At 64.6% G+C, this 25,410-nt stretch carries 26 protein-coding genes and 1 pseudogene; 7 read left to right on the forward strand and 20 right to left on the reverse strand.

Features of this window, described 5'->3' with window-relative positions; genetic code table 11:
* The first annotated feature begins 15 nt into the window (after window positions 1–15).
* Together M511_RS04605 and M511_RS04610 are read left to right on the forward strand one after the other, a co-directional pair.
* Window positions 16–348 (forward strand): DUF952 domain-containing protein, encoded by a 333-nt coding sequence (locus M511_RS04605; RefSeq protein ID WP_240547524.1) that lies wholly within the window; start codon window positions 16–18, stop codon window positions 346–348.
* Window positions 345–1,403: a quinone-dependent dihydroorotate dehydrogenase gene (locus tag M511_RS04610; RefSeq protein WP_085501479.1), complete on the forward strand. Its 1,059-nt coding sequence runs from the start codon at window positions 345–347 to the stop codon at window positions 1,401–1,403. The genes M511_RS04605 and M511_RS04610 overlap by 4 nt, the downstream gene beginning before the upstream one ends.
* On the opposite strand, the gene cysE is transcribed toward M511_RS04610, so the two are convergent.
* From cysE to fabF, 20 genes and pseudogenes are all read right to left on the reverse strand, one after another.
* Window positions 1,400–2,239 (reverse strand): serine O-acetyltransferase, encoded by an 840-nt coding sequence (gene cysE / locus M511_RS04615; protein WP_010394094.1) that lies wholly within the window; start codon window positions 2,237–2,239, stop codon window positions 1,400–1,402. The genes M511_RS04610 and cysE overlap by 4 nt on opposite strands.
* A gap of 64 nt (window positions 2,240–2,303) precedes the next feature.
* The gene (locus M511_RS04620; RefSeq protein WP_085501480.1) at window positions 2,304–3,026 is read right to left on the reverse strand and encodes a DUF2793 domain-containing protein; all 723 of its coding nucleotides are present in this window, start codon (window positions 3,024–3,026) and stop codon (window positions 2,304–2,306) included.
* Window positions 3,019–6,912: a baseplate multidomain protein megatron gene (locus M511_RS04625; protein WP_085501481.1), complete on the reverse strand. Its 3,894-nt coding sequence runs from the start codon at window positions 6,910–6,912 to the stop codon at window positions 3,019–3,021. Before M511_RS04625 ends, M511_RS04620 begins: the two co-directional genes overlap by 8 nt.
* Window positions 6,913–6,930: 18 nt before the next feature.
* A pseudogene (locus M511_RS04630) lies at window positions 6,931–7,369 on the reverse strand (NlpC/P60 family protein).
* The gene (locus tag M511_RS04635) at window positions 7,366–8,184 is read right to left on the reverse strand and encodes a DUF2163 domain-containing protein (protein WP_085501482.1); all 819 of its coding nucleotides are present in this window, start codon (window positions 8,182–8,184) and stop codon (window positions 7,366–7,368) included. Before M511_RS04635 ends, M511_RS04630 begins: the two are co-directional and overlap by 4 nt.
* Window positions 8,181–8,813, reverse strand: a complete 633-nt coding sequence (locus M511_RS04640) for a DUF2460 domain-containing protein (protein ID WP_085501483.1) — start codon at window positions 8,811–8,813, stop codon at window positions 8,181–8,183. Before M511_RS04640 ends, M511_RS04635 begins: the two co-directional genes overlap by 4 nt.
* A 3-nt stretch (window positions 8,814–8,816) precedes the next feature.
* The gene (locus M511_RS04645; protein WP_085501509.1) at window positions 8,817–9,506 is read right to left on the reverse strand and encodes a phage tail tape measure protein; all 690 of its coding nucleotides are present in this window, start codon (window positions 9,504–9,506) and stop codon (window positions 8,817–8,819) included.
* A 50-nt stretch (window positions 9,507–9,556) separates the two neighbouring features.
* Window positions 9,557–9,889, reverse strand: a complete 333-nt coding sequence (locus M511_RS04650) for a gene transfer agent family protein (RefSeq protein WP_010394111.1) — start codon at window positions 9,887–9,889, stop codon at window positions 9,557–9,559.
* On the reverse strand, window positions 9,876–10,289 hold the full coding sequence (locus M511_RS04655; RefSeq protein ID WP_010394113.1) for a phage major tail protein, TP901-1 family: 414 nt from the start codon (window positions 10,287–10,289) through the stop codon (window positions 9,876–9,878). Before M511_RS04655 ends, M511_RS04650 begins: the two co-directional genes overlap by 14 nt.
* A gap of 12 nt (window positions 10,290–10,301) precedes the next feature.
* A complete protein-coding gene (locus M511_RS04660) occupies window positions 10,302–10,721 on the reverse strand; it encodes a DUF3168 domain-containing protein (RefSeq protein WP_085501484.1) in 420 nt (139 codons plus the stop codon).
* Window positions 10,718–11,068: a head-tail adaptor protein gene (locus tag M511_RS04665; RefSeq protein ID WP_029371603.1), complete on the reverse strand. Its 351-nt coding sequence runs from the start codon at window positions 11,066–11,068 to the stop codon at window positions 10,718–10,720. The genes M511_RS04660 and M511_RS04665 overlap by 4 nt, the downstream gene beginning before the upstream one ends.
* Window positions 11,065–11,688 carry a head-tail connector protein gene (locus M511_RS04670; RefSeq protein ID WP_085501485.1) on the reverse strand — a complete coding sequence of 208 codons (624 nt, stop codon included), beginning with the start codon at window positions 11,686–11,688 and terminating at the stop codon, window positions 11,065–11,067. Before M511_RS04670 ends, M511_RS04665 begins: the two co-directional genes overlap by 4 nt.
* A 141-nt stretch (window positions 11,689–11,829) precedes the next feature.
* The gene (locus M511_RS04675) at window positions 11,830–12,996 is read right to left on the reverse strand and encodes a phage major capsid protein (RefSeq protein ID WP_029371604.1); all 1,167 of its coding nucleotides are present in this window, start codon (window positions 12,994–12,996) and stop codon (window positions 11,830–11,832) included.
* Window positions 12,997–13,018: 22 nt separating this feature from the next.
* A complete protein-coding gene (locus tag M511_RS04680) occupies window positions 13,019–13,555 on the reverse strand; it encodes an HK97 family phage prohead protease (protein ID WP_085501486.1) in 537 nt (178 codons plus the stop codon).
* A 1-nt stretch (window position 13,556) separates the two neighbouring features.
* Window positions 13,557–13,790: a GTA head formation protein, RCAP_rcc01685 family gene (locus M511_RS04685; protein WP_010394124.1), complete on the reverse strand. Its 234-nt coding sequence runs from the start codon at window positions 13,788–13,790 to the stop codon at window positions 13,557–13,559.
* A gap of 1 nt (window position 13,791) precedes the next feature.
* Complete coding sequence (locus M511_RS04690) at window positions 13,792–14,985, reverse strand: phage portal protein (RefSeq protein ID WP_085501487.1); 1,194 nt, start codon at window positions 14,983–14,985, stop codon at window positions 13,792–13,794.
* Between the two features lie 122 nt (window positions 14,986–15,107).
* Window positions 15,108–16,448, reverse strand: a complete 1,341-nt coding sequence (locus tag M511_RS04695; RefSeq protein ID WP_085501488.1) for a DNA-packaging protein — start codon at window positions 16,446–16,448, stop codon at window positions 15,108–15,110.
* The gene (locus M511_RS04700; protein WP_010394130.1) at window positions 16,399–16,761 is read right to left on the reverse strand and encodes a hypothetical protein; all 363 of its coding nucleotides are present in this window, start codon (window positions 16,759–16,761) and stop codon (window positions 16,399–16,401) included. Before M511_RS04700 ends, M511_RS04695 begins: the two co-directional genes overlap by 50 nt.
* Before the next feature lie 261 nt (window positions 16,762–17,022).
* On the reverse strand, window positions 17,023–18,201 hold the full coding sequence (gene mltG, locus M511_RS04705) for an endolytic transglycosylase MltG (protein ID WP_010394132.1): 1,179 nt from the start codon (window positions 18,199–18,201) through the stop codon (window positions 17,023–17,025).
* Window positions 18,198–19,460: a beta-ketoacyl-ACP synthase II gene (gene fabF, locus M511_RS04710; RefSeq protein ID WP_085501489.1), complete on the reverse strand. Its 1,263-nt coding sequence runs from the start codon at window positions 19,458–19,460 to the stop codon at window positions 18,198–18,200. The genes mltG and fabF overlap by 4 nt, the downstream gene beginning before the upstream one ends.
* A 236-nt stretch (window positions 19,461–19,696) precedes the next feature.
* Here fabF and M511_RS04715 point away from each other — a divergent pair, with 236 nt between their 5' ends.
* The 5 genes from M511_RS04715 to M511_RS04735 all read left to right on the forward strand — a co-directional run bounded on the left by M511_RS04715 (window position 19,697) and on the right by M511_RS04735 (window position 25,373).
* Complete coding sequence (locus M511_RS04715) at window positions 19,697–20,872, forward strand: toxic anion resistance protein (protein WP_010394137.1); 1,176 nt, start codon at window positions 19,697–19,699, stop codon at window positions 20,870–20,872.
* Window positions 20,869–21,915 (forward strand): DUF2927 domain-containing protein, encoded by a 1,047-nt coding sequence (locus tag M511_RS04720; protein ID WP_010394139.1) that lies wholly within the window; start codon window positions 20,869–20,871, stop codon window positions 21,913–21,915. The genes M511_RS04715 and M511_RS04720 overlap by 4 nt, the downstream gene beginning before the upstream one ends.
* Before the next feature lie 82 nt (window positions 21,916–21,997).
* On the forward strand, window positions 21,998–23,122 hold the full coding sequence (locus M511_RS04725; protein WP_010394143.1) for an SPFH domain-containing protein: 1,125 nt from the start codon (window positions 21,998–22,000) through the stop codon (window positions 23,120–23,122).
* A 9-nt stretch (window positions 23,123–23,131) separates the two neighbouring features.
* A complete protein-coding gene (locus M511_RS04730) occupies window positions 23,132–24,439 on the forward strand; it encodes a TFIIB-type zinc ribbon-containing protein (RefSeq protein WP_085501490.1) in 1,308 nt (435 codons plus the stop codon).
* Between the two features lie 22 nt (window positions 24,440–24,461).
* Window positions 24,462–25,373 carry a carbohydrate kinase family protein gene (locus M511_RS04735; protein WP_085501491.1) on the forward strand — a complete coding sequence of 304 codons (912 nt, stop codon included), beginning with the start codon at window positions 24,462–24,464 and terminating at the stop codon, window positions 25,371–25,373.
* The last annotated feature ends 37 nt before the right edge of the window (window positions 25,374–25,410 follow it).

The following is a 25,410-nucleotide window of genomic DNA, read 5'->3' on the forward strand; positions in this document are numbered from 1 at the left end:
ACGCATGAACCCACCATGCTGGTTTACAAGATCTTTCACGCGGCCGAGTTTCAGGCCTTCACGCATCAGGGCCATAGCCTTGGCGCACCCGTGGATCTGGCCGATGGTTATATCCACCTGTCAACTGCAACACAGCTTCCCGGCACGCTGTCGCGTCACTTTGCAGGCAAAGACGGGCTGCATCTGCTGGCTCTCGATTCCAGGGCGCTGGACGCGCTGCGTTGGGAACCATCGCGCGGTGGTGATCTGTTCCCGCATCTCTACCGCGAACTCAGGGCCAATGACGTGCTGTGGAGCCGCCCCCTGCCTCTCGGCCCCAGCGGCCACGATATCGGAGATATCACATGAACCTCATCGAGCGGATGGGCCTTGCCGCATTGCATCGCCTCGACCCCGAGCGTGCGCATGATCTCTCGATCCTGGCTCTGCGAAAGGGGCTGGTGCCGCTGCCGGGCCAACCCGTCACCTCTGGTCGGCTGCGACTGCGCCTTGCCGGGCTCGATCTGCCGAATCCGGTTGGGCTGGCGGCGGGCTATGACAAGAACGCCCGCGCTCTGCCAGCGCTGATGCGGGCGGGCTTTGGCTTTATCGAGGTCGGCGCCGCCACTCCGCGCGCCCAGCCCGGCAACCCCCGGCCACGGCTCTTTCGGCTAAGCGAAGACCGCGCTATCATCAACCGCTTTGGCTTCAATAACCAAGGCGCTTCGGCAATTGCCCAACGACTTGCCGCGCGCCCGTCGGGCATTCCGGTCGGGCTGAACATCGGGGCTAACAAGGACAGCATCGACCGCAGCGCCGATTTTGCTGAGGTCGTGCGCATCAGTGGCGCCCATGCCGATTTCCTGACCGTCAACGTCTCATCGCCGAACACTGAGAAACTGCGCGATCTGCAAGGGGCCGAGGCTCTTGCGGCGCTGTTGCAGGGCGTGTTGCAGGCACGTGACAGCCTGAAAAACCGCCCGCCTGTATTCATCAAGATCGCCCCCGATCTGGACAATGCCGCGATTGCCGATATCGCGGCCGTGGCGCTGGCCGCGCCCGTCGATGCGATCATCGCCACAAATACCACACTGACCCGCGATGGCCTTAGCTCACCCCACGCGCCCCAAGCGGGCGGCCTGTCAGGCGCGCCGCTGTTCGAACGCTCGACCCGCGTCCTCGCCCGCCTCTACCGCGAGACACAGGGACGGGTGCCGCTGATCGGCGTGGGCGGAATCGGCTCGACCGAACAGGCATGGCAAAAGCTGCGCGCCGGAGCATCGGCCGTACAGATCTACTCGGCGCTGATCTATCAGGGCTTTTCCCTGGCCAGCCGCATTGCGCGCGAACTGGATCAGCGGCTCGCACGCGAAAACATCACCCTGTCCGAGCTGACCGGCAGCGGCAACGCCGACTGGCTTTAGAACAGGTCTTCCTGACCCAAAAGCTGGTTCATGGAATTCGAAGGCTCCGGGCAGCCGGCGTCGCCGACGATCCGTGCCGGCACGCCCGCCACAGTCTTGCAAGGCGGCACTTCGCTCAGCACGACCGAACCGGCGGCGATGCGCGAGTGATGGCCGACGCGGATATTACCCAGCACCTTGGCCCCGGCCCCGATCATCACACCATTGCCGATCTTTGGATGCCGGTCGCCATCCTCCTTGCCGGTGCCGCCCAGCGTCACCGAATGCAGCATCGAGACATCATTGCCGACCTCGGCCGTCTCGCCGATGACGATGGAATGGGCGTGGTCGATCATGACGCCCGTCCCGATGCGTGCTGCCGGGTGGATATCGACGCCAAAAACCTCCGAGCAGCGCATCTGCACGAAATAGGCCATGTCGCTCCGGCCCTGCTGCCACAGCCAATGCCCGATGCGATAGGCTTGCAGCGCCTGATAACCTTTAAAGAACAGGATCGGCTGCATCAGCCGGTGGGTAGCCGGATCACGGTCATAGACCGCCAACAGATCGGCCTGCGCCGCCGAGGAAAGCTCGGGCGCACGGGAAAAAGCGTCGTCCGCAATCTCGCGCAAGATCTGCTCACTCATCTCGCGCGAGGCAAGTTTCAGCGAAAAACGATAGGCCAAAGCCGCCTCAAAGGTGGCGTGGTGCAACAGCCCGGCATGGATCAGCGCCCCCAGCAGGGGTTCGTCGCGCACGGCGATCCGCGCTTCGCGCTGGATACGGCCCCAGACCGAATCGCGCGGGGCGTCCCGCGCGTCCGATAGCGGCTCGATCATATCTTTCTGCAGGTTCATTCAGGCGCGCCCGTCAGTTTCATTCACCGAGTCTAGCGGAAACCGACGGGCGCGAAAAGTCTGCTCAATCCGGCAGCCGCAATTCCCACCAATGCAGGACGACACGCACCTTGCCACCAGCGAACTGGCCGCCCTTTGCAGTCAGCCTCAGTGGCACAGGCTCCCAGAACACCATGGGTGGCGACAAAAGCCCCCGCGCCCATGAGCCCTGCGCCTTGCCAAGCTCCTGGCCAAACCGGACAAGACTGTCTGCATTGCCCGGCGTGCCCAGCGACCATGAGGTCGCGCCACCCGTGATCCCCTCGATCACCCGCGCCGTCGCGCCGATGACCAGCGCCCCCGCGGGAATGAACATCGCCGTATCGAATGAGGGGCCCTGCCCCAGCGCAACATCCTCGGACAGCTGCCGCGCAAGCAGCCCCGAACCATGGCGGCCCAGCGTCACCGCACCCGGCACCCAGTGTGAACCGTCATGGATCGCCGTCACCCCTTCATCGGCAATGATCGCGCGGCGGCCAAAGCCCGGCTGAACAAAGATCCAGCCTCCGTTTGCGCCAATGGCGATCTTGCCGCCCTGCCCCTCCCAGGCGTTGACCGCACCTTGCGGCACACCCCAACACAGCCCTTCGGCCACCGTATCGGGCGGATTGATACGCGTCACGCTTTGCATGACCAGATCGACCTGACCGTCCAGGCGCATCAGCGCCTCGTTGACGGTGACATGTTTTTGCGCCTGCGCCGGCATCAGCAGCGGCAGGTCGCAGTTGGCGGTCGTATTCTCAGACATGGATCATCCTTTTTGCATAGGGACCCGCTCCGAACAGGTCGGAAAGCTGGGCAACCTCAAGGGCAAGGCCGCCTCCTGTTGCGGCCTCGGCCCAAACATCCGCGGGTACCGTCCAGCGCGGCTCATCGACCACGGCACGTGCCAGTACATGCCCGTCGTCCCGAACCAGCCGGACCAAGTAACGCTCCTGCGTCTCGCCCAAGGGAACGTCAGCCCCCTCCCAGCCGTCGCCCTGTATCCGCGTGCGGCGGATCCAGGTCGCAACCCGGCCGCGCATCTCCAGATGACAGGGCGACAGCGGCCGCAGCCCAGCGCCTCGGAACGCCATGGCGATATGGCGATAGCTCGGATCATCGGGAGCACGCACCGCCGGACCGACACGCCAGTGACGCAGCTGATTGCGGGCCGAGGGCGGCAGATCCACCTGCTGCGCCGCACCATCCAGTAAGACAACAATGCTGCCCACAGGCCAGACCAAGGGCATAAAGGCATCTGTACCCGCCTGCCCGCGCAGCCGGGTCGATATCTCCCACAAACCGGCCGAGATCAGGCGCGCCTCGGCAAACTGCAAAAGCTCCCACCCCTCGGGCGAACCGTCGCCGATGGCCAGCAGGTTCGCCCCCGCCATCAGCGCCTCCTCTGAGGCCGAGCGCAGATTACCCCCCTTGACCCTCAGACGCAGTGCGGGGCCACGGTCCCAAACCCCGGGCCGGGCCGCAGCAAGCGGGTTTTCAGTACGCCCCATAATCGAAGGCTCAGCAAGCGTCAGGTTCAACCGATACCCGCCGGTTTTCTGCGCCGAGTCCCAGACCGCTGCCGCCCCCGGCCATGGCGTCGCCGTCACCGCAAGATGCGGCGCATGGGGCGCCTCGTCCCCGCGCAGCAACGGCAGATCCAGAAACACCGGCCAGACCGGGATCGGCGGGACAAAGGGACGCAGGACCGTCTCTCCTCCGGCGACCCGGGCGGGACGATAGACCCCCGGTTCGACCCGCACCGCATCGACGGTGATCGCACCCGCCCGCTCGACACGGTCGATGCGCCAGCGTTTCGTCTCGGCCCGGGGTTCGGCCAGCCGCACCACATCACCCGGCCCCAGATGCCCCAGCGAGGGCGGCAGGGCAAGGCGCACCCCGTCCCGCGCAACCGCTGCCTCTGCCAGCCAGCGCTCGGCCAGCGCCCGACCTTCGCCGCGTGTCAGCGACATGGCCAGCTCACTGTCCGAGACCGGCAGGAATTCTGCCCCCGGCATCATCGTCTCAGCCGTGCGCACGGCATAATCACCCCCGGCCTCGACATGGGACAGACGGATACGACCAACCATCTCGGCATCGGCGGCACGCCGGACCTCGACAGACTGGACCTCCTCGGCCAGCGCCATGTCATCGGGACCAAGCTCGGCATCGACGCGCGCGCCGCGCATGACAAAGCGCAGGACACCGTCACGTTCGACGGCATCGAACCCATGCGCCAGCATCAGGGGCTGCAATGCCGCGCGACCGCTTTCAGAACCAGAAAGCACATATCCCCGCACCAACCCCCGCAAGCCCTCGACGTCAAAAGCCCGCACGCCTGCCCCATGGCAGATCTCGGCCACGACATCGGCCAGAGGCACGGCACCAGCACGACCGTTCAGCCAGTGACCCCGCTCCCATGCCGGGCCATCCGACCACAGGTCGGTACGGGCGGGAAAGGCCGGATAGGGCCGCGCGTCCCAGCACCAGACATGCGCGCGATCCATGTCGATCATCCGGCCTGCACCCGTCCGGCCATAGGCGGCACGGGCAGGGTTGTTGGCCGGGTCGGACCAGTACTCGGTCATCGCCCGTATATAGGCCGCCTGAATCACGTCATCCCGCCGCCCGTCCGAGAAGTGGGGCAACATCGATTCCGAACTCATCGCATCAAGGAACTTGTTGGGCTGGTTGGTGCCCTTATCCAGCGCGGCACAGCCCATCTCGGTAAACCAGACCGGCTTGCTGCGCGGCACCCATGCGGTGGGCCTGGCCTGCCGCACGCCTCTGATGCGATCGTGATGGCGGTTCTGCCACCAGCCATGGATATCCTTGTAGCGCCAGATCCAGTGCTCGTGATGCGCCCCGTCCTCGATCAAGGTGCGACGCTGCGCCTGCCGGTCGGCATCACTGGCGTAATACCAGTCGTAACCCTCTCCCCCCGCAACATTGCCGCGCAGATAGGCGGGATTGTCGATGCGGCCGAAATGGACGTCCAGATGGTCCTCACCCTCGCGCCAATCCGACAGCGGCATGTAATTGTCGATACCGATGAAATCGATGTTCCTGTCCGCCCACAGCGGGTCCAGATGGAAATGTACATCGCCGTTGCCGGGGTGATGGCCGAAATATTCCGACCAGTCAGCGGCATAGCCGATCTTGACCCCCTGTCCCAGAATGGCACGCACATCGGCCGCCAGCCGGCGCAGCTCATCGACCGCAGGGAATGAGTGGCCCGACCCCATGATCGTCGTCAGACCTACCATCTCCGAGCCGATCAGAAAGGCGTCGATCCCCCCTGCAGCCGCGCATAGATGGGCGTAGTGCAGGATGAACCGGCGATAAGACCACTCCTGCGGCCCATTGTAGGAAATAACCGTGCCATCGCGCGAGAAATGCCGCACCTCGGCAGAGCCGAAAAATCGCCTCACCTCGGCTTCAGCCGTCTCCGTGCCCGCGGGACTGCCATCGCGGCCCGCGGCGATACTGGTGGTGATCCGGCCCCGCCATGGCATGACCGGCTGATGCACAGCGCCGCTCCACGGGTCGGGGCGACGGTTGCCTGCCAGCTGCTCCATCAGGATGAACGGATAGAACACCCCCTTCCGGCCACTTGCAGCAATCGCCCGCAGCGCCTCGATCACCGAGGCATCGGCCGGAGTGCCCCCATAGATCGGCCGGTCGTTCACGCGCGCGACCTCACCCGCCTCACCCCGCCCGATGCCGCCAGCGCGCCAGGCCATCTCACGTCCGTCACGGCTGCGATCTTCGACTTTTGGCTGCACGCGGCATTCACCCGCGCGCAGGTCATCGCCAAACCATGACACCACCAGCGAGACCGAACCGACATTCGGCAACTCGCGCCCCAGCGTCCGCATCGAGGCGCGGAAATCGCTCGCAGCCAAAGGTGTGTTGTGGTTGATGACCTGCGTCTCGCCCAGGCCCAGATCCAGGCTGACCGCCGTGGTAGCCAAAGAGTACTCTCCGGTACCGGGGATCATTGCCACTGCCTGCACCTCACGCGACAGGCCGCGACCGTCCTTTGCTGCCCGGGTCACCTCGAACGAAAGCTGCGGAACGCGGTTGCCCCATTTCTCAAGCGCCAGCTCCTCGAAGACGACATAGGCAATGCCGCGATAGGCGGGGGCATCATCCCCCTCCTGCGCGGCAATGGCCGGGTCGGGAAGCTGATCTTCGTCCCCCGGATACACCCGCATGTTCAGATCATCGGCCGAGACCTCCTCTCCATCCGCCCAGACCCGCCCGACACCAAGGATCGGCCCCTCGCACAGTGCAAGGGCAAAGCTCAGCCGATAGCCGATCTCGGTCACACTGGGACCCGAGCCCTTGCCACCGCCATGTTCACGCCGGGTCTCGACCACGGGACCGGCCCAGATCGCGTGCCCGGGCAGCCGCATCTGGCCCCACAGCCTCGGGATCGAGGTTCCCTCGCCCGCAGTCTGAATGCGCAGCCGGTCCACGCGCCCCGTCTCAACCGCCTTCGAGCCACCGCCCAAAAGACGCTGATCAATCACCCGCCCCAGCGTCGCCCCGACCGCCCGGCCAATTACCGCGCCCGAAAGCCCCAGAACCGTGCCGCCAAAGCCCGAACCCAGCGATGCCCCGACCGCCGCCAGCAGAATCGTCGCCATTGCGCCCTAACCTTTCCCTCAAAGAGGCGGAAACCGGAAACGTCCCGCAATCCGCGCCCGCCACGGCGCCGACAGCGGACTGTCCACCACCCCATGCCGGTCATAGGCATGGATGAAACGCGCCTCTGCACCAATTTCCGCCAATATTCCCAGATGCTTGGCGATAGCCCCGGCCCTCATGCGAAAGACCAGCACATCGCCCGGCTGCTCATCTTGGGCGGGCAGCAGATAGCGCCCCGCACCACCCAGGATAAGCTCGGTCCCGCCGACCTCACCCCAGTCGGGGGTATAGGCCGGCATAGGCTCGGGGTCGGTCCCGTAAAGTTCGCGCCAGATACCGCGCACCAGCCCCAGACAATCCGCCCCCGCCCCCCCGAACCGATCCTTGATGAACATAGGGCGTGCCGATCCACGCCCGCGCGGCCGCCACCGCCGCCAGTCCCGCAGCCACGCTCATCGGTTCACCTTGGGCGCGATCAGCCAATCCTCAGGAGGCAAATGAGGAAAGCCGCGAAAGTTCAGGTAATTGAGGAACTTCATCCGGCAAGTCTCGCCGCGCTTGTCGCAGCCGGCCACCAGCCGCACGCGGTCCCCGGCGACGGGTTGAATGCCCAGCGCCGTCCACAATTCAACCGCACGCCGGTTGCCCGGCTGGGCAACATCCGCCTTGACCATGGCCGACAGCCCCTCGGCAGCACCGGACAGCATGATCAGCCGGCCGTGCTCGAACCAACCCGGATCATGGCCCGCAATACCCGAAAGCGTCAGCCGCCCGCCCTCATCGGCCAGTACCACGCCTTCGGCCGAATAGCCGGGCTTAGACAGATCAAATCGGCATTTGCCGTCGCCCAGCACCGCCGAGCAGCGCGGGTGATAGACCCGGCCCTGCGTCTTGTTCAAAGGTTCGGAAAGTCCGCGCAACTCGGCACTAAAAGCCGCGCCACTGCGCACTACCTCGCCCAGATGGCCACGAAAGATCAGCTGCCGGTTAGCAGCGTTAGACCAGTCCACCTCCCACAGGCGAACCTCGGCACTGTCCCAGCGCCCGGCCATCAGGTCCTGCTCGGTGATCGCGGCATCCGACAGCGCGCCCATGGCTTCGCTGTTGTCAACCGACAGGCCAAGGCCCTGCACCAATGCCCGCGCACTCAGCCCTGAATCAGGGCGGAAGGTGATATCCTCAAAGCCCAGTTCCCGGTCATGATCGGTAAAGCCAAGCTCCAGCCCGTCGCGCCGCCGTACCGCCCATGCGCGCGCAATTGTCCCGCTCATGGCCGCACCTCCACCACCGGGACCTGAGGCAGCTCGCCCGCCTGAAACGAAGCGACCGACACCGCGATACGGTCGGCGTCAAAGCGCACCGGTACGTCGAACTCGAACCCCGCGGTCACTACGGCATCCGCCTCGGGCGGCGCGGCAAAGGTAATGATCCCCGTGGCCGTATCGACCTCGAAATCGACGCCCTCGCGCTTTTCGACATGCCCCACGCCGGCACGCACCGTGCCCTCGACAGGCTTGATCACCGGGCGCCGATAGCGACCGACCCCCGAGGCATATGCTTTGCACAGCGCAAATTCACGCTGCATCCCATCGCCGATCCCGATCTCCTGATCCTGAAAGGTGACCTCGGCACTTGGGATGCATGACTTGTAATCGGCCCAGTCCTTCCAGCGGAAACCATGCATCTGCCCCGCCCGCGCCTCGAAAAAGGCAATCAGCGCCGCGACATCGTCAAGCGAGCGCAGGCCAAGCCCCGCATCATAGCGCCGCCGCGAATGCGCCCATGGGGTGCGGCGCTCTTCGTAACCGTTGGTCAGCGCGACGATCTCGGTGCGCCGCTCAGGCCCCCCGACCGAGCCAAAGGAAAGGCTCGCCGGAAATCTGATCTCATGAAATGCCATTGCTCACCCGTTTCTTTCCCCGCGCGCCAGAATGCGGCCAAGCTGCGCGGCAATCTGGCTTTGACTACGCTGGAACCCCGCGACATCGGGGGTCGAGACATTGAAGGTCACATTCACCGGCCGCCCGCCGCCCGCCGCCGCGACACCCAGCCGACCATCAGCACTGCGGCGCAGGGGCATGATCGCCTCGGGTCCGGCCTCGCCCATCAGCCCGGTCGCGCCGCGCATTGGGAAAAAGGTCGGCTGACTGACCACGCCACCCCGGGCAAAGGGCATGACCCGACCCTGCACAAAGGCCGCGCCATCCCGAAAAGGCAGCACCGCCGAGACCATCCCGTTCACACCCTGCGCGATGGCTCCGGCCAGCGCCTGTTCGACCGGCTTCATCGCCAGGGAAAAGGCGGTATCCGCCATGCTGCGCGCGATGCCTTTCAGAGCCTCGCTCAGCTTCATGCCGTCAAAAACCAGTCCCGAGAACGCACGGCGCAGCCCGGCACCGATGCCAAAGGCCAGCGTGCTGGCCTCGCGGTTGGTGTAAAGCATGGTCTCGCGCAGGCGGGCCAGTTCAGCGTCAAAGGCTGCCGTCAGCCGGGCATTCTCGTCCAGCCCCTTGACCAGCGCCTCTTGTTCGTCCTCGTCGAGCGGGCCAAGCCCGTCCCTGTTCGTCACCACCGCCGCCTCCTTTTTTCTCATGCTGACCGACAGGCCGGTCAGGATAGCGCGCGGCCAGTTCGGCCAGCCACTCATGTCCCCTCGATCCGAAAGGCGCGCGACAACAGCGCCGCCGCCGCATGAGCAGCCGCGACCGGCCCGCCACGCAGATCGGCCAAGGCCAGATCATCCATGCCGCCCGTCCAGCCGCCGCCGCGCAGACCCGCAACCAGAACCGCCATCACGTCACGACTGGAAAAGCGGCCACCCTCGAACCGCTCGACCAGCGCGATCATGCTTTCGGCGCCCAGCTCGGCCTCAAGCGCAGCCAGCGCGCCCAGGGTCAGTCTTGCGACATGGCGCTGACTGCCCAGCCAGATCTCGACCTCACCCGCAAGCGGGTTGATGCCGTCAAAGCGCGACAAAGCTGATCGGGCCCGCGCTTGCCAGGGAAATCTCATAGGTTGCCTCGCCATTGTAACTACCCGCATATTCCAAAGCCGTGATCTGGAACGCCCCCTCGACCGTGCCGAAATCCGGGATCACCACCTGAAAGCGCGGCACCTCGCCATCAAAAAAGGCCTGCCGCGCACGCTCATCCGTCGTGCCATCACGGAACACACCCGAGCCCGAGATGCTGGCCGAGCGCACCCCCGCACCCGCCAGCAGTTCGCGCCAGCGACCCTCGCTTTCCAGGCTCGTCACATCCACAGTCTCGGCATTGAAACCCAGCCGGGTCGCCCGCAGGCCGGCTATGGTTTCGAAATGACCGTCGCCGGTCATATCCATCTTGATCAGCAGGTCGCGTCCGTTCTGAACCGCCATCACCGTTTCTCCTCATCCAAGGTCGATGCGCGCGCGAAAGGTCAGATCGACCCGCCGCCCCGCGCCTTTTTCCGTCCGTCGTGCCCGGGCACGCAGGAACCACAGCCCCGCCAGATGGCCACACCCGATGGTCATGCCCGCACTTTCCAGTGCGTCGCAGACCGCAGCAGCAGCCGCCTTGACCGTCGCGAAACCGCCGGTCTCATCAGCCCCCGACAAGACCGAGACGGTCAGGTCATGCACTGCCCCCGCCCCGGTCATGTCGCCCGCATCGCGCGCTTCTTCGGGACCCAGCGCGACATGAACCCCTGCCGGGGCCGAAACCGGCATCGCGTCATAGATCGCGTCCCCGACCAGTTCGCGCAGCGCCGCATCATCGCGCAGCACCTGATAAACCGCCGCCTGCAAGGCAGCCGTTGCCCGGTAGCTCATGCCGGAATCTCCTCTTGCGCGATACAGACCAGCCAGCGCCCCCCGGGGTCGCTTTCGGCGACTGCGTCGATGCGAAAGCGCCGCGCCTGCGCGCCCTCACCCAGTCGCAACCTCTGCCCGGGGCGCGGGCGGCGCGTATCGCCCGCAGGCGCTGCCCTGACGGTGATCCGCCAGGTCACGACGCTCTGCGTCCCCAATGCGGCGACACGTTCACCACCCGCGCCCGAGCGCATCTCGGCCCAGATCCGCCCGACCTCCTGCCAGGACTGGCGAAAGCCGCCCATCCCGTCGGGCAACCGGGCCGAGGATTCCACGACCAGCGGCACTGTCATGCGTGGCGTGCTCATGCACCGCCACGCGAATTGCCGCGCCCTCCCAGCACCCGGACAGAGCGCCAGCGTTCAATCAGCACACTGACATCGAAAGGCAGCGCACTCTGGGTGCCCTCAAAACTGCGGTCCTCGTGATAATGCGCAGCCAGCATCAGCGCCGCCTGCGCCAGATCAGCCGGAACCCGGGACCAGTCAGCCCCGAAACCAGCCAGAAAGCTGATCGTCACGCATCCCCCGTGCGGGACAGATGGCAGAAAAACGCCCACCGGCTTCAGCACCGGTCGTTGCATATCCCGCACCAGCCGATAGCGCGCAGGATCAAGCACCGTCCCTGCCCCCGTGGCGTCAAGGATCTCAACCCCCTCGACCGCCTCGACCGGGGCCAGTGGCAGCGGCTGGCCCTGCGTATCTCGCCACCGCTCCAGCTGCAGCCGAAACCGCCGCGTCAGCAGCACCTTGCCGGTACGCGCCTCGATTGCGGCAATGGCAGCGCGCAGATAGCCCGCCAAAGCCGCGGTCTCGGCCACATCCTCAGCACCAGGCCCGCCAAAACCACAGCCCAGCCGCAAGTGATTGCGCAACACCGCGACGGGCAGCGCCTCGGCTACAGGCGCTGTCACTTCCTCAAGCATCATCTTCTATTCTCCCATTCGCTGGGGTGCCGCATCCTCGGGTCACGAAAGGGGCCGCGCCGCTGCCCGCCCTCGCGCGCGCGGACAGTTGCACTTGCCGGTAAGGCGGGCATGAAATCCGCGCGGCCCCGCTTCGGCCCTGGATCAGCCGAAGATCATCAGCTTGATGGCGCGGGCATCAGTGACGCCGCCGCCAACGCGCTTGGTGGCATAAAACAGAACATGCGGCTTGGCCGAGAACGGGTCGCGCAGGACGCGCAGATCGGGACGCTCGACGATGGTATAGCCGGCGCGAAAATCACCAAAGGCGATCGCAGCAGCGCCACGGGCGATATCAGGCATCTCTTCGCAGATCAGCACCGGATAGCCCAGCAACTGCGCCGGCTGCCCCAAAGCCAGCGAGTCCGTCCACAAAAACCGGCCATCGGCATCGCGCATCTTGCGCACCGCCGCAGCGGTCTTCGAGTTCATGACAAAGCTTGCATTGGCCCGATATTGCGCGCCCAGCGAATAAACCAGGTCGATCAAAGCATCTGCCGGATTCCCTTCGGCAAAATCTCCATCACCACCTGACAGCAAGGTTCCGATCCTGGAATCACCAGCCTCATGATGGGGCGCCGTAGCATGGGTCAGGAATCCCTTGGGCTTGTTGATACCGTCGCCTTTGACAAAGGCTGCTGCCTCCGCTCGGGAAAATTTGTCGGCAATCCGACCGGCAAGCCAGCTTTCGACGTCAAAGGCACTGTCGTCCAGCAGGCGCTGGCTCGCCTTGGGCATGGCAGAAAGCTCGTGCACCGGAATCACGACCCGCTGAACGGTCGGCGTACCCGTTTCTGCCTGAGCGGTATCCTCGCTCGCCCAACCATGGGCGATATCGCCCATATCGACCAGCACCTCATAGCTCGCCGATTCCACTGTCACGACATTGGCAATCCGTCGCAACGAGGCGGTGCCGGTCAGAACGTCCTGCACCTGCATCGCCACGGTCGGAGCAACAAGGAACCCGCCATCCGAGGTCGAGGTCATTGCCTTACCTTCCAACGGCAACCCGCGCAGCGCCGCATCGTCCCCATGGCGGACATAGGCGTCAAACGCCTTTTGATAGGGCGCGCCCTGATCGGCCTCAGCCGACAAAGGGGCACGCGCCCGGGAAATGCTCTTGCGGTCCATGATGGTCATGCGATCTTCCTGTACTTTCAGTTGTTTCTGAATGTCTGAGCGAAACTGCTTGAGTTCATTTACGAATCCCAGCATTTCAGCCCCCAGTTCTCCGGGCAGTTCTGTCCCGGCCGCGGCTTTCACCTCAGTCATGCTCCCCTCCATTTGGATGAAATCATTCGGCGCGCAGCGCCTGCGTTGCGGCCCGAAAAGCCGCTGCCAGTTCGTCGATCCCGCCTGATTTTCGGCCCACCTTTGCCTCGGCAAGCATGGGAAAGGTGACCAAGGACACCTCCCACAGCTCGACCTCGGTCAGCCGCCGCCGGCCCTTGGCATCACGCTCGGCCGAAATGGTGCGATAGCCGATCGACAACCCGTCGATGGCACCAGCAGCGATCAGCGCCGCCGCCTCGCGGGCCTGGGCAATGTCGGGCAAAAGCCTACCCGCGACCCACAGACCCTGCTCGTCCTCTCGTATCTCGTCCCAAACGCCGATCGGCCGGGTCGGGTCATGCTGCCACAGCATCCGCACACGGTCGCCGCGCGCGGCAAGCCGCCTCAGGCTTTCGGCATAGGCCCCGCGCAAGACGACATCGCCGCCCTGATCCGTAACGCCGAACAGGCTGGCATAGCCCTCGATCCGCGTACCGTCCAAGATCAGGGACGATCCCGCCGCAAACTTCAACTCCAGCCCGTAATCCTTTGAATTCACGCTATCCCCCTTTTGGCGTAAAGGTCATGATCGATTGCACGGCCTGGGTCAGGATCACCGCGACAACGCCATAGACCGTCATCCATAAGCGCCGCTCCAGCCCTTCGATCAGCGCCTCGATCCGCTCCAGCCGGCGCTCGACCTGACCAAACTGCAGCGCCATGATCCGCTCTTGGGTGTTGAGGCGCTGGTCATGCCAGTCAAAGGGCTCCTTGACGAAACGCGAGCCCTCCATCCTAGTCCTCCTGCGCAGGCGGCAGGCCCAGAACCGCACGCTTTTCCGCCTCGCTCAGAAAGGTCGCCTCGCCGACACGCCGCCATTGGGCGTCGCGTTCCTCAGCAAGCGCAGGCACCTGATCCGGATCGGCACGCAAGTCGATCTCATTGCCCAGATGCTCGGACAGCCACCACGCCACGGCACTCGCCACGCGCGAGACCAGAGGCAGAACCGTCAGCCGATAAAACGCCCGATGCGCCTCGGCGTAGTTGGCATAGGTCGCCTCGCCCGGAATACCGATCAGCATGGGTGGCACGCCAAAAGCCTGTGCAATCTCGCGCGCAGCGGCCAGCTTGGTCTGATGAAACTCCATGTCCGAGGGGGAAAACCCCATCGGCTTCCAGTCCAACCCGCCCTCCAACAGCATCGGTCGACCGGCATTTCGGGCGCCCTGATGATGCATCTCCATCTCGGCAACCAACCGATCATACTGGTCGGGCGACAGGTTCCCCTGCCCATCTGCACCGCGATAGACGATAGCGCCGGAAGGCCGCGCAGCATTATCCAGCAAAGCCTTCGACCAGCTCGAAGCGCTGTTGTGGACATCGACAGCCACCGCAGCCGCCTGCATCGGCGACAGCCCATAATGATCGTCCAAAGGATGAAAGCTGCGGATATGGCAAATCGGATCGGGACTACCCGCCATATCGAACCGAACCTTGCGGCCACCCACACCATATTCATAGGCGATGGGCCAACCATCCGGCCCCGGCACCACCGCCATCCGATCAGCGCGCAAGACATGCAGCTCCGCAGGCAGGCCTTTGGGCCCCATACCGACCGCCTCCAGATAACCGTTACCGCTTAACAGGATCTGGCCATAAAGCGCCTCGAATATCTCGGCACGACCCTGCGCCGGATTGGGCCTGCGCAGCAGATCCAGCACCGGATGCACGTCATAACGCCGCTCTCGGTCCTGACAGATCAGCGGCACCGCAGCCGCCGCTTCGGCAATCAGCCGCACGGCTCGGAAACCAACCGGATTGCCGATGAACCCGGCATTGGTCAGGCTGACCGTATCACGCGGGGACCAGACAACCCGACCTGACCCCGCTGCCAACGCCACTACCTTACCGGCGGCGCTGGCCTTTTTCTCGACTGCGGTGGTTGGCCGCGCCGATACCCCATTCCGCCCGAACCAGGGAAATGCCATAGGCTCCTCCTGAAAATCCCAAGAAAAAAGGGCCGCTGACCGCGACCCTCACGAGCCCCATGGCCCGTTCTTCCGTGTCCAAATATCCATGCGACAGCCCCGCAAAAGCGGCGCCGAAGCCGCTAGAGCGCGCGTACCGCAGGACGCGTATAATGCGCCGCCGGCTCAATCATCAGCTCGTGAATAGCCCAGACCAGAGCATCCAGACGATCCGGTGAGCCCTTGCCACCATAGCCCGCGACGGTCATGCGGCACATCTGATCTTCAAGGATCCCCAGGCCGCGCAGGTGGTAAACCCGCCCCTGCTCATAAAGCGCCGCGACCGGCTCGGCCCGCAACCCCTTGCCCCGCCCGGCACGCAAGGCGCGAAAGGGCACCAGCGGGTCGATCTGGCGCAAAACACTTTCCACCAGATCGCCGCCCTGATTGACCTCGGCCACCAGCCGCTCGCCGCCATGCCGCTCCATCGCCTGAATTGCCGCCCGCGCCCAATCAGACGGCCCGCCCCGGACCGAGGCATCCTCAAGCACATAGGCCCGCCAGTCGGTCACCGGCCCCTCGGCCACCACCCCGGCGACGACGATGCCGCATTCATCAGCGCCAGCCCCGCCCGTCACCGCGGGATCGACCGCAACCACGATACGCGATAGCGTCGGGGCCGCATCGACCCTGCACCGTTCAAGCATCGAATTCGTCCAAAGCGCGCCCTCGACATCTTCAAGAAGCAGCCCCTCAAGCTCCTGCCGCCCAAGCCGTGTGCCCGCATAGCGCGCCTCGACCTCGGCAAGAAAGCTCTCGGCCAGATAGGCACGGTTGGCATCGGTCGGCGCATGGGTGGTGACGGTCGAGGCATTGTCCAGAATCCGCTTCAACACCGGGACATTCTTTGGCGTCGTCGTCACCACCTGCTGAGGGTGTTCCCCCAGACGCAGGGCAAATTGCAGCATGTCCCAGGTCTCCTCGGCCTTCTTCCACTTGGCCAGTTCATCGACCCAGGCGGCATCGAATTGCGGACCACGCAGCGCCTCGGGCTCATGCGCCGAATAAACCTGTGCGGTGGCGCCATTTGCCCAGACCAACCGCCTCCGTCCCGCCTCCCACACCGGACGGCGATCCGGAGGCGAGCAGGCCAAAATCCCCGACTCGCCAAAGACCATGACGTCACGGGCCTGATCAAAGGTCTCGCTAACCAGCGCAAGGCGACGGGCACGGCCCGGCGCATCTGGGGTAGCTCCTTCAACCTGCATGCGCACCCATTCGGCACCGGCGCGGGTCTTGCCCGCGCCGCGTCCCCCCATGATCACCCAGGATTTCCAGTCGCCCTCGGGCGGCAACTGATGCGGCAGCGCCCAGAACTCGAACAGCCAGGGCAGTGCCGCAAGGGCATTGTCGCCAAGGCTGCCCAGGAATTCGTCAACCTCCTCCTGCGCGGCGCAGGCAAGCCAGGCGGCGCCCGATCTCATCGCGTGCCGCGACAAGGTCAAGCGTTCCCGCGCCGACCTGTCCGGCAGCTTCCTTGCGAAGCTTGTCAACCTTGCTCCTTTCCTCCAGCACCAGTTGGGTCGCGGCCCTCAGGTCGCGCACCATCCGGACGGATTCCTTCAACTCGTCCATCTCGCCGGCCTGAATCTTGGCCCGCAATCGGGCAAGATCCGCCGCATAAGACCGGAACAGCCCATCCGCGATCGCAAGCACATCCATGTCAGGCGCCGCAGCAGCGCCGGGCACGAAAGGCCCTTCCGGTGCCTCCGGCCCCGGATCGAAATTCATCGTCATTCCTGATCGTCCTGCCCTCGTGTGTCTGTCCGCACGAGCAAGAAATGAAAAAAGCGGCCTCGGGTCATCCGACCCGGCCGCTTGCCCACCTCTCCCAGCATGGGTAATTTCTACTTTAGGGCGTTCGCAAAGTCAATAAAAACCCATTGGTTGCGTTCGGCATCTCAAAATAAATCAATGAAAACAACAGGATGGGCCGCGCAACGCCTCAGCGCACGCAATATGCAACGGGGGCGAAAACGCCCCCGTCAACTGCCGAATCTAGTCACCCTGAACCGGGGAAAGCGGCTGTCCGCGCTGACGCTCGATCTCACGCCACCGGGCAACATTGCTGTTGTGCTCTTCCAGCGTCCGGGCAAAGGCGTGACCACCCGAACCGTCCGCGACAAAGAAGACGTAGTCCGTATCCTCGGGGTTCAGCGCTGCCTCGATGGCAGCCCGGCCCGGATTGGCGATCGGCGTCGGAGGCAGCCCGTCCACCTGATAGGTGTTATAAGGCGTGCGCCGCCGCAGCTCAGAGCCGCGAATACCGCGATCAAGAACCCCTTTGCCGCCAGTGATGCCGTAGATCACGGTCGGGTCGGTCTCCAGCCGCATTCCCTGGCGCAACCGGTTCACAAAGACACTGGCGACCACGCGACGCTCTTCCGGGATCCCGGTTTCTTTTTCGATAATCGAGGCCATGATCAGCGCCTCTTCGGGCGAAGCATAGGGCAGATCCGGCGCCCGCGCCTCCCACGCCGAGGCCAGGATCGACGATTGCCGCCGCGCCATTTCGGCCAGCAGGGTGGCGCGATCCGCACCCTTTTCGACATCATAGGTGTCGGGCGCGAGGCTGCCCTCGGCAGGAAGCCTGCCAACCTCGCCGCCCAGGAAACCTGCTTGCTTCAGACCCTCGGCCACCTGCCAACTGGTCACGCCCTCCGCGACCGAAATACGCAGCCGCGCGTCCGGCTTTTGCTCGGCGGCGGCAATGACCTCAGGTGCAGGCTCGGTGGCGGGGTTGTATTTCGCCTGTTCGGCAAAAACGCCAGTTTCGGAATCCATGTCCCGCAGGATCACCGAGTTTTCGCGCACACCAATGCGGAACACGACCTCGGTGCCACAGGTGCTGGGGCCGCCTGCGGTAATGACGCGAGAGATTTCGGCCATGCTGGCCTGCGGAGGGACCAGATACGAGCCGAATTTCAGATTGCGCGACTTGCCTTCATAATCAGCGCCGACCCGAAAGACATAGGCGTTCGAGATCACGCCCTGTTCGGCCAGCTGCTGACTGATCGCGTTCAGGCTGGCGCCAGGCGCGACACGCACGCAAGCAGCCACGGCGCTTGGGCCAGGCCGGTCGTATTCATGCTTGCCCCAGGCGACCGCGGCCGCTACCGCGATCAGCACCACAATCAGCAGTGTCAGGAAGTTCGACGCGATATGGCGCCAGATCATTCCTTGACCCGTCCCATCACCAGGCTGGCGTTGGTGCCGCCAAAGCCAAAGCTGTTCGACAGCACGTAATCCACCTTGCGGCGCACAGCAGCATTGGCGGCCAGATCGACGGGCGTTTCACGCGCCGGATTGTCAAGGTTGATGGTCGGCGGACAGATCTGGTCACGCAAGGCGAGAATACAGAAGATCGCCTCGACCGCGCCTGCCGCGCCCAAAAGATGGCCGGTGCTCGACTTGGTCGAGGACATCACCACATTGCCAGCCGCATCGCCAAGCAGCCGCTCGACCGCGCCAAGCTCGATCACGTCGGCCATGGTCGAGGTGCCATGCGCGTTGATATAATCCAGATCGCCCGGCTTGATACTGGCACGAGCCAAGGCATTGGACATGCTGCGGAAACCGCCTTCGCCATCCTCGCTTGGCGCGGTGATGTGATAGGCGTCGCCCGACAGACCATAGCCCAGAATCTCGGCATAGATATGCGCGCCACGGGCCTTGGCGTGCTCGTATTCCTCAAGCACCAGAACGCCCGCGCCTTCGCCCATGACAAAGCCGTCGCGATCCAGGTCCCAGGGCCGCGAAGCCGCCTTCGGATCAGCCTCGCGCTTGGTGGACAGTGCCTTGCAGGCGTTGAAGCCGGCGATGCCGATCTCGCAGATCGGGCTTTCGGTGCCGCCAGCGATCATAACGTCAGCGTCGCCCAGGGCAATCAGCCGCGCCGCATCACCGATAGCATGGGCGCCGGTCGAACAGGCGGTCACTACTGCATGGTTCGGCCCCTTGAAACCAAAGCGGATCGAGACCTGCCCTGAAACAAGGTTGATCAGCGCCCCGGGAATAAAGAAGGGCGACACCCGTTTCGGTCCGCGCTCTTTGATCAGAACCGCAGTTTCGGCGATCGACTGCAACCCGCCGATGCCCGAACCGATCAGCACGCCGGTACGCTCGCGGTCAGTGTCGTTTTCGGGCACCCAGCCGGAATCGCGGACGGCCTGCTCGGCAGCGGCCATGCCATAGACGATAAAATCGTCCACCTTGCGGCGGTCCTTGGCCTCCATCCAGTCATCGGGATTGAATGTGCCGTTCGAACCATCCCCGAACGGAATTTCGCAGGCGTATTTCGTCGCCACATCCTTGGTGTCGAAACGAGTGATCAGGCCGGCACCGGATTCTCCGGCCAGCAGTCTCGACCAGGTCTCTTCGACCCCCGAGGCCAGCGGTGTGACCATCCCCAGTCCGGTGACGACAACTCTGCGCATGCACGGGCTCCTTCGCAACGCTCGATCGGGCAGGTTCTACACGCCCCCCGCTGCCCGTGCAACGCAAAGCGACCCCCGCCGGCAAGCGCCCGCCCCATCATGGCCCGTCCCACCCCGGCAGGATGGCAACACCACCAAAAACAAAGGGAACTGATGGGCAGGGCGCTCGTTGAACTCGACGGGAAAGGGCCTATTCTGCTGCCGGGCCCTTGCGACACATGAAAGGACTACACCGGATGACCACGCAGACACAGGCCAGCGCCCAGGCAGCCCTGGACGAAATCCAGACCGTGACCGCGGTCGTCCTGCCCGAACCACCTGCAGCAGCCCCAACCCTCAGCGAGGCCAACCCTGAGCTTGCCGAGGAAATCCGCAAGCGCATGGCCGAGGTGAATATCCGCGACTCTGGCTCGATCGTGCATTTCGGTGCCCGCGCCCAGAATGAGCTGCAGGAAATCAGCCAGGCAATGCTTGAAGGGGTCAGGAACAAGGACGTTGGCCCCGCCGGCGAATCGCTGCGCGAGATCGTGACCACGATCCGCGGCTTTTCGGTCAGCGAACTCGACGTAAGGCGCAAGCGCAGCTGGTGGGAAAAACTGCTGGGCCGTGCCGCTCCATTCGCGAAATTCGTCGCCAACTACGAAGAGGTTCAGGGCCAGATTGATCGCATCACCGCCGATCTTGACCATCACCAGCACCTGTTGTTGAAAGACATCAAATCGCTGGACCTGCTTTATGATCGCACGCTGAACTTCTACGACGAGCTCGCGCTCTATATCGCAGCGGGCGAGGAAAAACTGGCGCAGATCGACCGTGACGAGATCCCCGCAAAGGAAGCCGCCGTCGAGGCTGCGGCAGAAAACGACAAGGTCATGGCCGCGCAAGAACTGCGCGACCTGCGCTCGGCGCGCGACGATCTTGAGCGTCGGGTCCATGACCTGAAGCTGACGCGACAGGTGACGATGCAGTCTCTGCCTTCGATCCGGCTGGTGCAGGAAAACGACAAATCGCTGATCACCAAGATCAATTCGACACTGGTGAACACCGTGCCCCTGTGGGAAACGCAGCTGGCTCAGGCAGTCACCATCCAGCGCAGCGCCGAGGCCGCCCGCGCGGTCAAAGAGGCAAACGACCTGACCAACGACCTGCTGACCGCGAACGCCAAGAATCTGCGCGAAGCGAATGCCCAGATCCGCACTCAGGTCGAGCGGGGCGTCTTTGACATCGAGGCGGTGCGCACCGCAAATGCCGAGCTGATTTCGACCATCGAGGACAGCTTGCGCATCGCTGACGAAGGTCGCGTCCGCCGCGCCGCCGCCGAGGAAGACCTCAGGACGATGGAAGCGGAACTGCGCAAGACCCTCGCCTCGGCCCGAGCCGGCTCCACCTCCCCAGCCTCGACACCATCGTGACCCTGACCACCCGCCCCCGACTTTTGGCACAGCCGTTCGCTCTGCCTTTTGCGCTGGCTCTGCTGGCGCTGCTTTCCGCCTGTGCGCCCGAAACCCAGACCGAGGCGCCGCCGCCCGTAATCAAGGCACCGCCACCCCCGGACCGGCCCGAACCACCCGAGGTCGATCAGGCAGCCCTGCGGCGCGAACGCGCTGAAACCGCACGCGCCGCAACCGCGCGGGCCGAGGCGGCGGCCGCCTCTCCGGCCAGCCGCAGTATGCGCGAATATCTTGCCAATGTTGAGGAAACGCTGATCAGCCGCGGGCGTCTGCGCACCGATGGGGGGACCGAGATCACCCTGACCCCCGAAAAGCTGGCCGAGGATTTCATCGAGGTCGCCCTTCACGACGAATATATACGCGAAGGGGGCAAGCTGATCCCCCGCGCCACCCCAGCACCCCTGCGGCGCTGGCAACAGCCGGTGCTGGTGCGGGTCGAATTCGGGGACTCGGTCGCTCCGGCGCTGCGGGCCCGTGACCGGGCCGACATCGCGGGCCTTGCCGCACGGCTGCAAAGCGTCAGCGGCCATCCGGTCGGGCTGACCGGCGGTACGGGCAATTTCAACGTCCTGATCGTGAACGAGGATGAGCGGCGCCAGATCGCCCCGCGCCTCGCCTCGCTCGTACCGGGCATCCCGGCAAGCGATATAGACGCGCTGCGCGATCTGGCGCCGCAGAATTACTGCACGGTCTTTGCCTATTCCAACGGCAACTCGCCGACCTACACCCAGGCCGTGGCGCTGATCCGGGCCGAGCTGCCTTCGCGGCTGCGCCGTTCGTGCATTCACGAAGAATTGGCACAGGGCATGGGCCTTGCCAATGACAGCCCGCGGGTGCGGCCCTCGATCTTCAACGATGACGAAGAATTCGCCTATCTGACCCCGCATGATGAGCTGTTGCTCAAGATCCTTTACGATCCTCGGCTGCAGCCCGGCATGACCGTGGCCGAGGCGCGTCCGATCATCCTGCAGATCGCCCGCGAACTTCTGGGAACCGAAGCCTAGCCCCGGCAGTCGGGGCTTGACGCGGGACAGGCGCGGGGATCATCCTCGCCACGCGTCCCGGCAAGCGCGAAAGGCAAGCCTCATGAGCATTTTCGACATCCTCGGCGGCGAGTTCATTGATGTCATCGAATGGACCGACGACAGCCGCGACACCATGGTCTGGCGCTATCCGACGGTAGGCAAGGCGATCAAATACGGCGCCAAGCTGACCGTGCGCGAGGGGCAGGCGGCCGTCTTTATCCATGAGGGCCAGCTTGCCGATGTGTTCCAGCCCGGTCTTTATATGCTGGAAACCAATAACCTGCCGATCCTGACCCGGCTGCAACATTGGGACCACGGCTTTCGCAGCCCCTTCAAGTCCGAGATCTATTTCGTCAACACCACCCGTTTCAACGACCTGAAATGGGGCACGCGCAACCCGGTCATCGCCCGCGATCCGGAATTCGGCCCGGTGCGCATCCGCGCCTTTGGCACCTTCTCCATGCGGGTGACCGACCCCGGCCGCTTCATGACCGAGATCGTCGGCACCGATGGCGAATTCACCGCCGATGAGATCAGCTTTCAGCTGCGCAATATCATCGTGCAGGAATTCTCGCGCATGATCGCAGGTTCGGGCATCCCGGTTCTGGACATGGCGGCAAATACCGGCGATCTGGGCCAGATGGTCGCCAAAGCGATCAGCCCCACGATTGCGGCGTATGGACTGACCATTCCAGAATTTTATATTGAAAACATTAGCTTGCCTGACGAAGTTGAGAAAATGCTTGATAAGCGGACCTCGATGGGCATCGTGGGCGATCTGAACCGCTTTGGCCAGTACGCGGCATCCGAGGCAATGCTGAACGCGTCAAACCAGCCCGGGGGCATGGGGGCAGGCATCGGCGCCGGACTGGGCGCGGGCCTTGGCGCCGCCATGGCGCAACGCGGTCCGTGGGGTGCCGTGCCCCAGCCACAGGTCGCGCCGCAGAGCCCGCCGCCGCTGCAACCCGAAACGGTCTGGCATATCGCCATCAATGGCGAAGCCGACGGCCCCTATGGCCGCGCCCACCTGGGCCGGCTGGCACGCGAGGGGCAGTTTGCCCGTGACACCCTGGTCTGGACCCCCGGTCAGGACGGTTGGAAACGGGCCGAGGACGTGGCCGAGCTGGCCCAGCTGTTCACCGTCGCGCCGCCTCCCCCTCCGCCGCCGCTGCCCAAGGCAGAGTGACGGACAGGAATGCCGACCCCGCCTTCGGAATACCGCTACCCGTGCGAGAATTGCGGCGCGAGCCTTGAATTCTCGCCCGGGCAGCAAAGCTTGCTCTGCCCTTTTTGCGGACACCAGCAGGATATCGGCCCCGGCCCCGCGCGTGCTCCGGCCCGCCAGCCGCAGCAGGGCCCCTGGGGCGAAAGCGCCATTCTGCGCGACCCTGCGACTGGCCGGGCGCTGCAATGGGACGGGGGGCACAAATCACCCGGCCTGCGGGAACTGCCGCTTGAGGATGGCCTGTCGCTTGACCGCAACAGCGAGCTGGCCGAAACGGTCCGCACCCTCTCTTGCCCTAATTGTGGCGCAAAGGTCGAAATCACCAGCGACCGCCACGCCTCGGCCTGCCCGTTCTGCGCCACTGCCGTGGTTACGGACACCGGCACAACCCGGCTGATCAAACCACAGGGCGTGCTGCCCTTTGTCATCAGCGAGGCTCAGGCAAAAGCGGCTCTTGAGGATTGGCTGCGCGGCCTGTGGTTCGCCCCGTCGGGCCTGACCGCCTATGCCCGCCGCGGCAAAAAGATGAGCGGGGTCTATTCGCCCTTCTGGACCTTCGACGCCGATACAGCCTCACGTTACAGCGGCGCGCGCGGGGATTGGTATTATGAAACGGTCTATGTCACCCAGATGGTGGACGGCCGCCAGCAGCGGGTCGCCCAACAGGTGCGCAAGACGCGCTGGACAACGGTATCGGGTCAGGTGGCGCGGAATTTCGACGATGTGCTGGTGCTTGCCTCCAGCACTCTGCCACGCCGGATCACCGATGCGCTGACCCCATGGGATCTGTCGCATCTGGTGCCATATCGGCCCGAATATCTGGCCGGCTTTCTGGCCGAGGGTTATACAATCCCGCTCAGCGCCGGCCATGACATTGCGCGACAGGAAATGGCAGGTGTCATCGCCATGGACGTGCGCCGCGACATCGGCGGCAACGAACAGCGCATCCACGGAATCGAGACCCGCTACACGGATGAAACCTTCAAGCATATCCTGCTGCCGGTCTGGACAGCGGCTTATCGCTATAACGGTAAAAGCTACCGCTTCGTCGTCAACGGTCAGTCGGGCCGGGTGCAGGGCGAACGGCCCTGGTCGGTGTGGAAGATCACTTTCGCGGTGCTTCTGGCACTTGTCCTGCTGCTCGCACTGATCTGGATGAATGAGCGCGGCGGTTTCGTGCGGATTGGTGAGGCGGACTTCACACCGGATATTTTCATCGCCGACAGTTACCGCTATCAGAAGGCCGGAACGGGCGGCCTTGCCGCCCCAAGCGGTTAGGAACGGGAAGGGAGGGGTAACCATGATCCTGTGCGTCGGAGAATCGCTGATCGACATGGTGCCCGAAGGGGCGAACTATCGCCCTCTGCCCGGTGGCGCAGTCTATAACACCGCGATTGCGCTTGGCCGTATGGGCGTACCGACGGGCTATCTGTGGCCGCTATCGCGTGACCGCTTTGGCGAGACGCTGATGCGCCCACTGGCCGAAGCCGGGGTCGACACCGCACTTTGCCCGCGCAGCGACCGGCTGACCACGCTGGCTTTTGTCTCGTTAGAAGGGGGCGAGGCACGCTATTTCTTTTATGACGAGGGCTCGGCCGGGCGCATGTTCTCGCCCGAGGACCTGCCCGAGATCCCGGAAACCGTCTCGGCACTGTTCATCGGCGGGATCAGCCTTGTCCCTGATCCCTGCGGCGCTGCGGTCGAGGAACTGGTCAGGCGTGTCCGCCACCGCATGCCGATCATGCTGGACCCGAATATTCGTCCCTTCTTTATCTCGGATTCCAACGCCTATCGCGCGCGGCTTGAGCGGCTGTTTGCCATGGCCGATCTGGTCAAGCTTTCGGGCGACGACATGGATTGGCTGATGCCCGGCAAAAGCTACGAAGAAGCCGCGGCGGCGATCCTTGCCCGCGGCCCTCGCGTCGTGTTCCAGACCGGAGGTTCAGCCGGGGCGCGGGCTTTCTGGGCGGGCGAGACCCAGATCGCCCAAGCGGTGCGGGTCGAGGTTGCCGACACCATCGGCGCAGGCGATACGTTCAACGCGGGCGTCATGGCCGCACTTGATCACGCAGGGGCACTTAGCCGTGACGCCCTCGACAGGCTTGATGCCCAGACGATCGCCAAGGCGCTGACGCTTGGCACCCGCGCGGCCGCCATCACCGTCTCGCGCCCCGGGGCAAACCCGCCCTGGACGCATGAGCTTGAAGGGTAACCGGCCTGACGGGACGACTTCGCCCGCAAAACGGGCG

Origin of the sequence: Paracoccus sp. J56 (assembly GCF_019633685.1) — a bacterium.
In the GTDB taxonomy this organism is placed as follows: domain Bacteria; phylum Pseudomonadota; class Alphaproteobacteria; order Rhodobacterales; family Rhodobacteraceae; genus Paracoccus; species Paracoccus kondratievae.

Coding starts and splice junctions, on each gene's coding strand:
- M511_RS04605 (WP_240547524.1), top strand. CDS start 16: ATGCTGGTTTACAAGATCTTTCACGCGGCCGAGTTTCAGGCCTTCACG.
- M511_RS04610 (WP_085501479.1), top strand. CDS start 345: ATGAACCTCATCGAGCGGATGGGCCTTGCCGCATTGCATCGCCTCGAC.
- cysE (WP_010394094.1), bottom strand. CDS start 2,239: ATGAACCTGCAGAAAGATATGATCGAGCCGCTATCGGACGCGCGGGAC.
- M511_RS04620 (WP_085501480.1), bottom strand. CDS start 3,026: ATGTCTGAGAATACGACCGCCAACTGCGACCTGCCGCTGCTGATGCCG.
- M511_RS04625 (WP_085501481.1), bottom strand. CDS start 6,912: ATGGCGACGATTCTGCTGGCGGCGGTCGGGGCATCGCTGGGTTCGGGC.
- M511_RS04635 (WP_085501482.1), bottom strand. CDS start 8,184: ATGAGCGGGACAATTGCGCGCGCATGGGCGGTACGGCGGCGCGACGGG.
- M511_RS04640 (WP_085501483.1), bottom strand. CDS start 8,813: ATGGCATTTCATGAGATCAGATTTCCGGCGAGCCTTTCCTTTGGCTCG.
- M511_RS04645 (WP_085501509.1), bottom strand. CDS start 9,506: ATGAGAAAAAAGGAGGCGGCGGTGGTGACGAACAGGGACGGGCTTGGC.
- M511_RS04655 (WP_010394113.1), bottom strand. CDS start 10,289: ATGGCGGTTCAGAACGGACGCGACCTGCTGATCAAGATGGATATGACC.
- M511_RS04660 (WP_085501484.1), bottom strand. CDS start 10,721: ATGAGCTACCGGGCAACGGCTGCCTTGCAGGCGGCGGTTTATCAGGTG.
- M511_RS04665 (WP_029371603.1), bottom strand. CDS start 11,068: ATGAGCACGCCACGCATGACAGTGCCGCTGGTCGTGGAATCCTCGGCC.
- M511_RS04670 (WP_085501485.1), bottom strand. CDS start 11,688: ATGATGCTTGAGGAAGTGACAGCGCCTGTAGCCGAGGCGCTGCCCGTC.
- M511_RS04675 (WP_029371604.1), bottom strand. CDS start 12,996: ATGACTGAGGTGAAAGCCGCGGCCGGGACAGAACTGCCCGGAGAACTG.
- M511_RS04685 (WP_010394124.1), bottom strand. CDS start 13,790: ATGGAGGGCTCGCGTTTCGTCAAGGAGCCCTTTGACTGGCATGACCAG.
- M511_RS04690 (WP_085501487.1), bottom strand. CDS start 14,985: ATGGCATTTCCCTGGTTCGGGCGGAATGGGGTATCGGCGCGGCCAACC.
- M511_RS04695 (WP_085501488.1), bottom strand. CDS start 16,448: ATGAGATCGGGCGCCGCCTGGCTTGCCTGCGCCGCGCAGGAGGAGGTT.
- M511_RS04700 (WP_010394130.1), bottom strand. CDS start 16,761: ATGACGATGAATTTCGATCCGGGGCCGGAGGCACCGGAAGGGCCTTTC.
- mltG (WP_010394132.1), bottom strand. CDS start 18,201: ATGATCTGGCGCCATATCGCGTCGAACTTCCTGACACTGCTGATTGTG.
- fabF (WP_085501489.1), bottom strand. CDS start 19,460: ATGCGCAGAGTTGTCGTCACCGGACTGGGGATGGTCACACCGCTGGCC.
- M511_RS04715 (WP_010394137.1), top strand. CDS start 19,697: ATGACCACGCAGACACAGGCCAGCGCCCAGGCAGCCCTGGACGAAATC.
- M511_RS04725 (WP_010394143.1), top strand. CDS start 21,998: ATGAGCATTTTCGACATCCTCGGCGGCGAGTTCATTGATGTCATCGAA.
- M511_RS04730 (WP_085501490.1), top strand. CDS start 23,132: ATGCCGACCCCGCCTTCGGAATACCGCTACCCGTGCGAGAATTGCGGC.
- M511_RS04735 (WP_085501491.1), top strand. CDS start 24,462: ATGATCCTGTGCGTCGGAGAATCGCTGATCGACATGGTGCCCGAAGGG.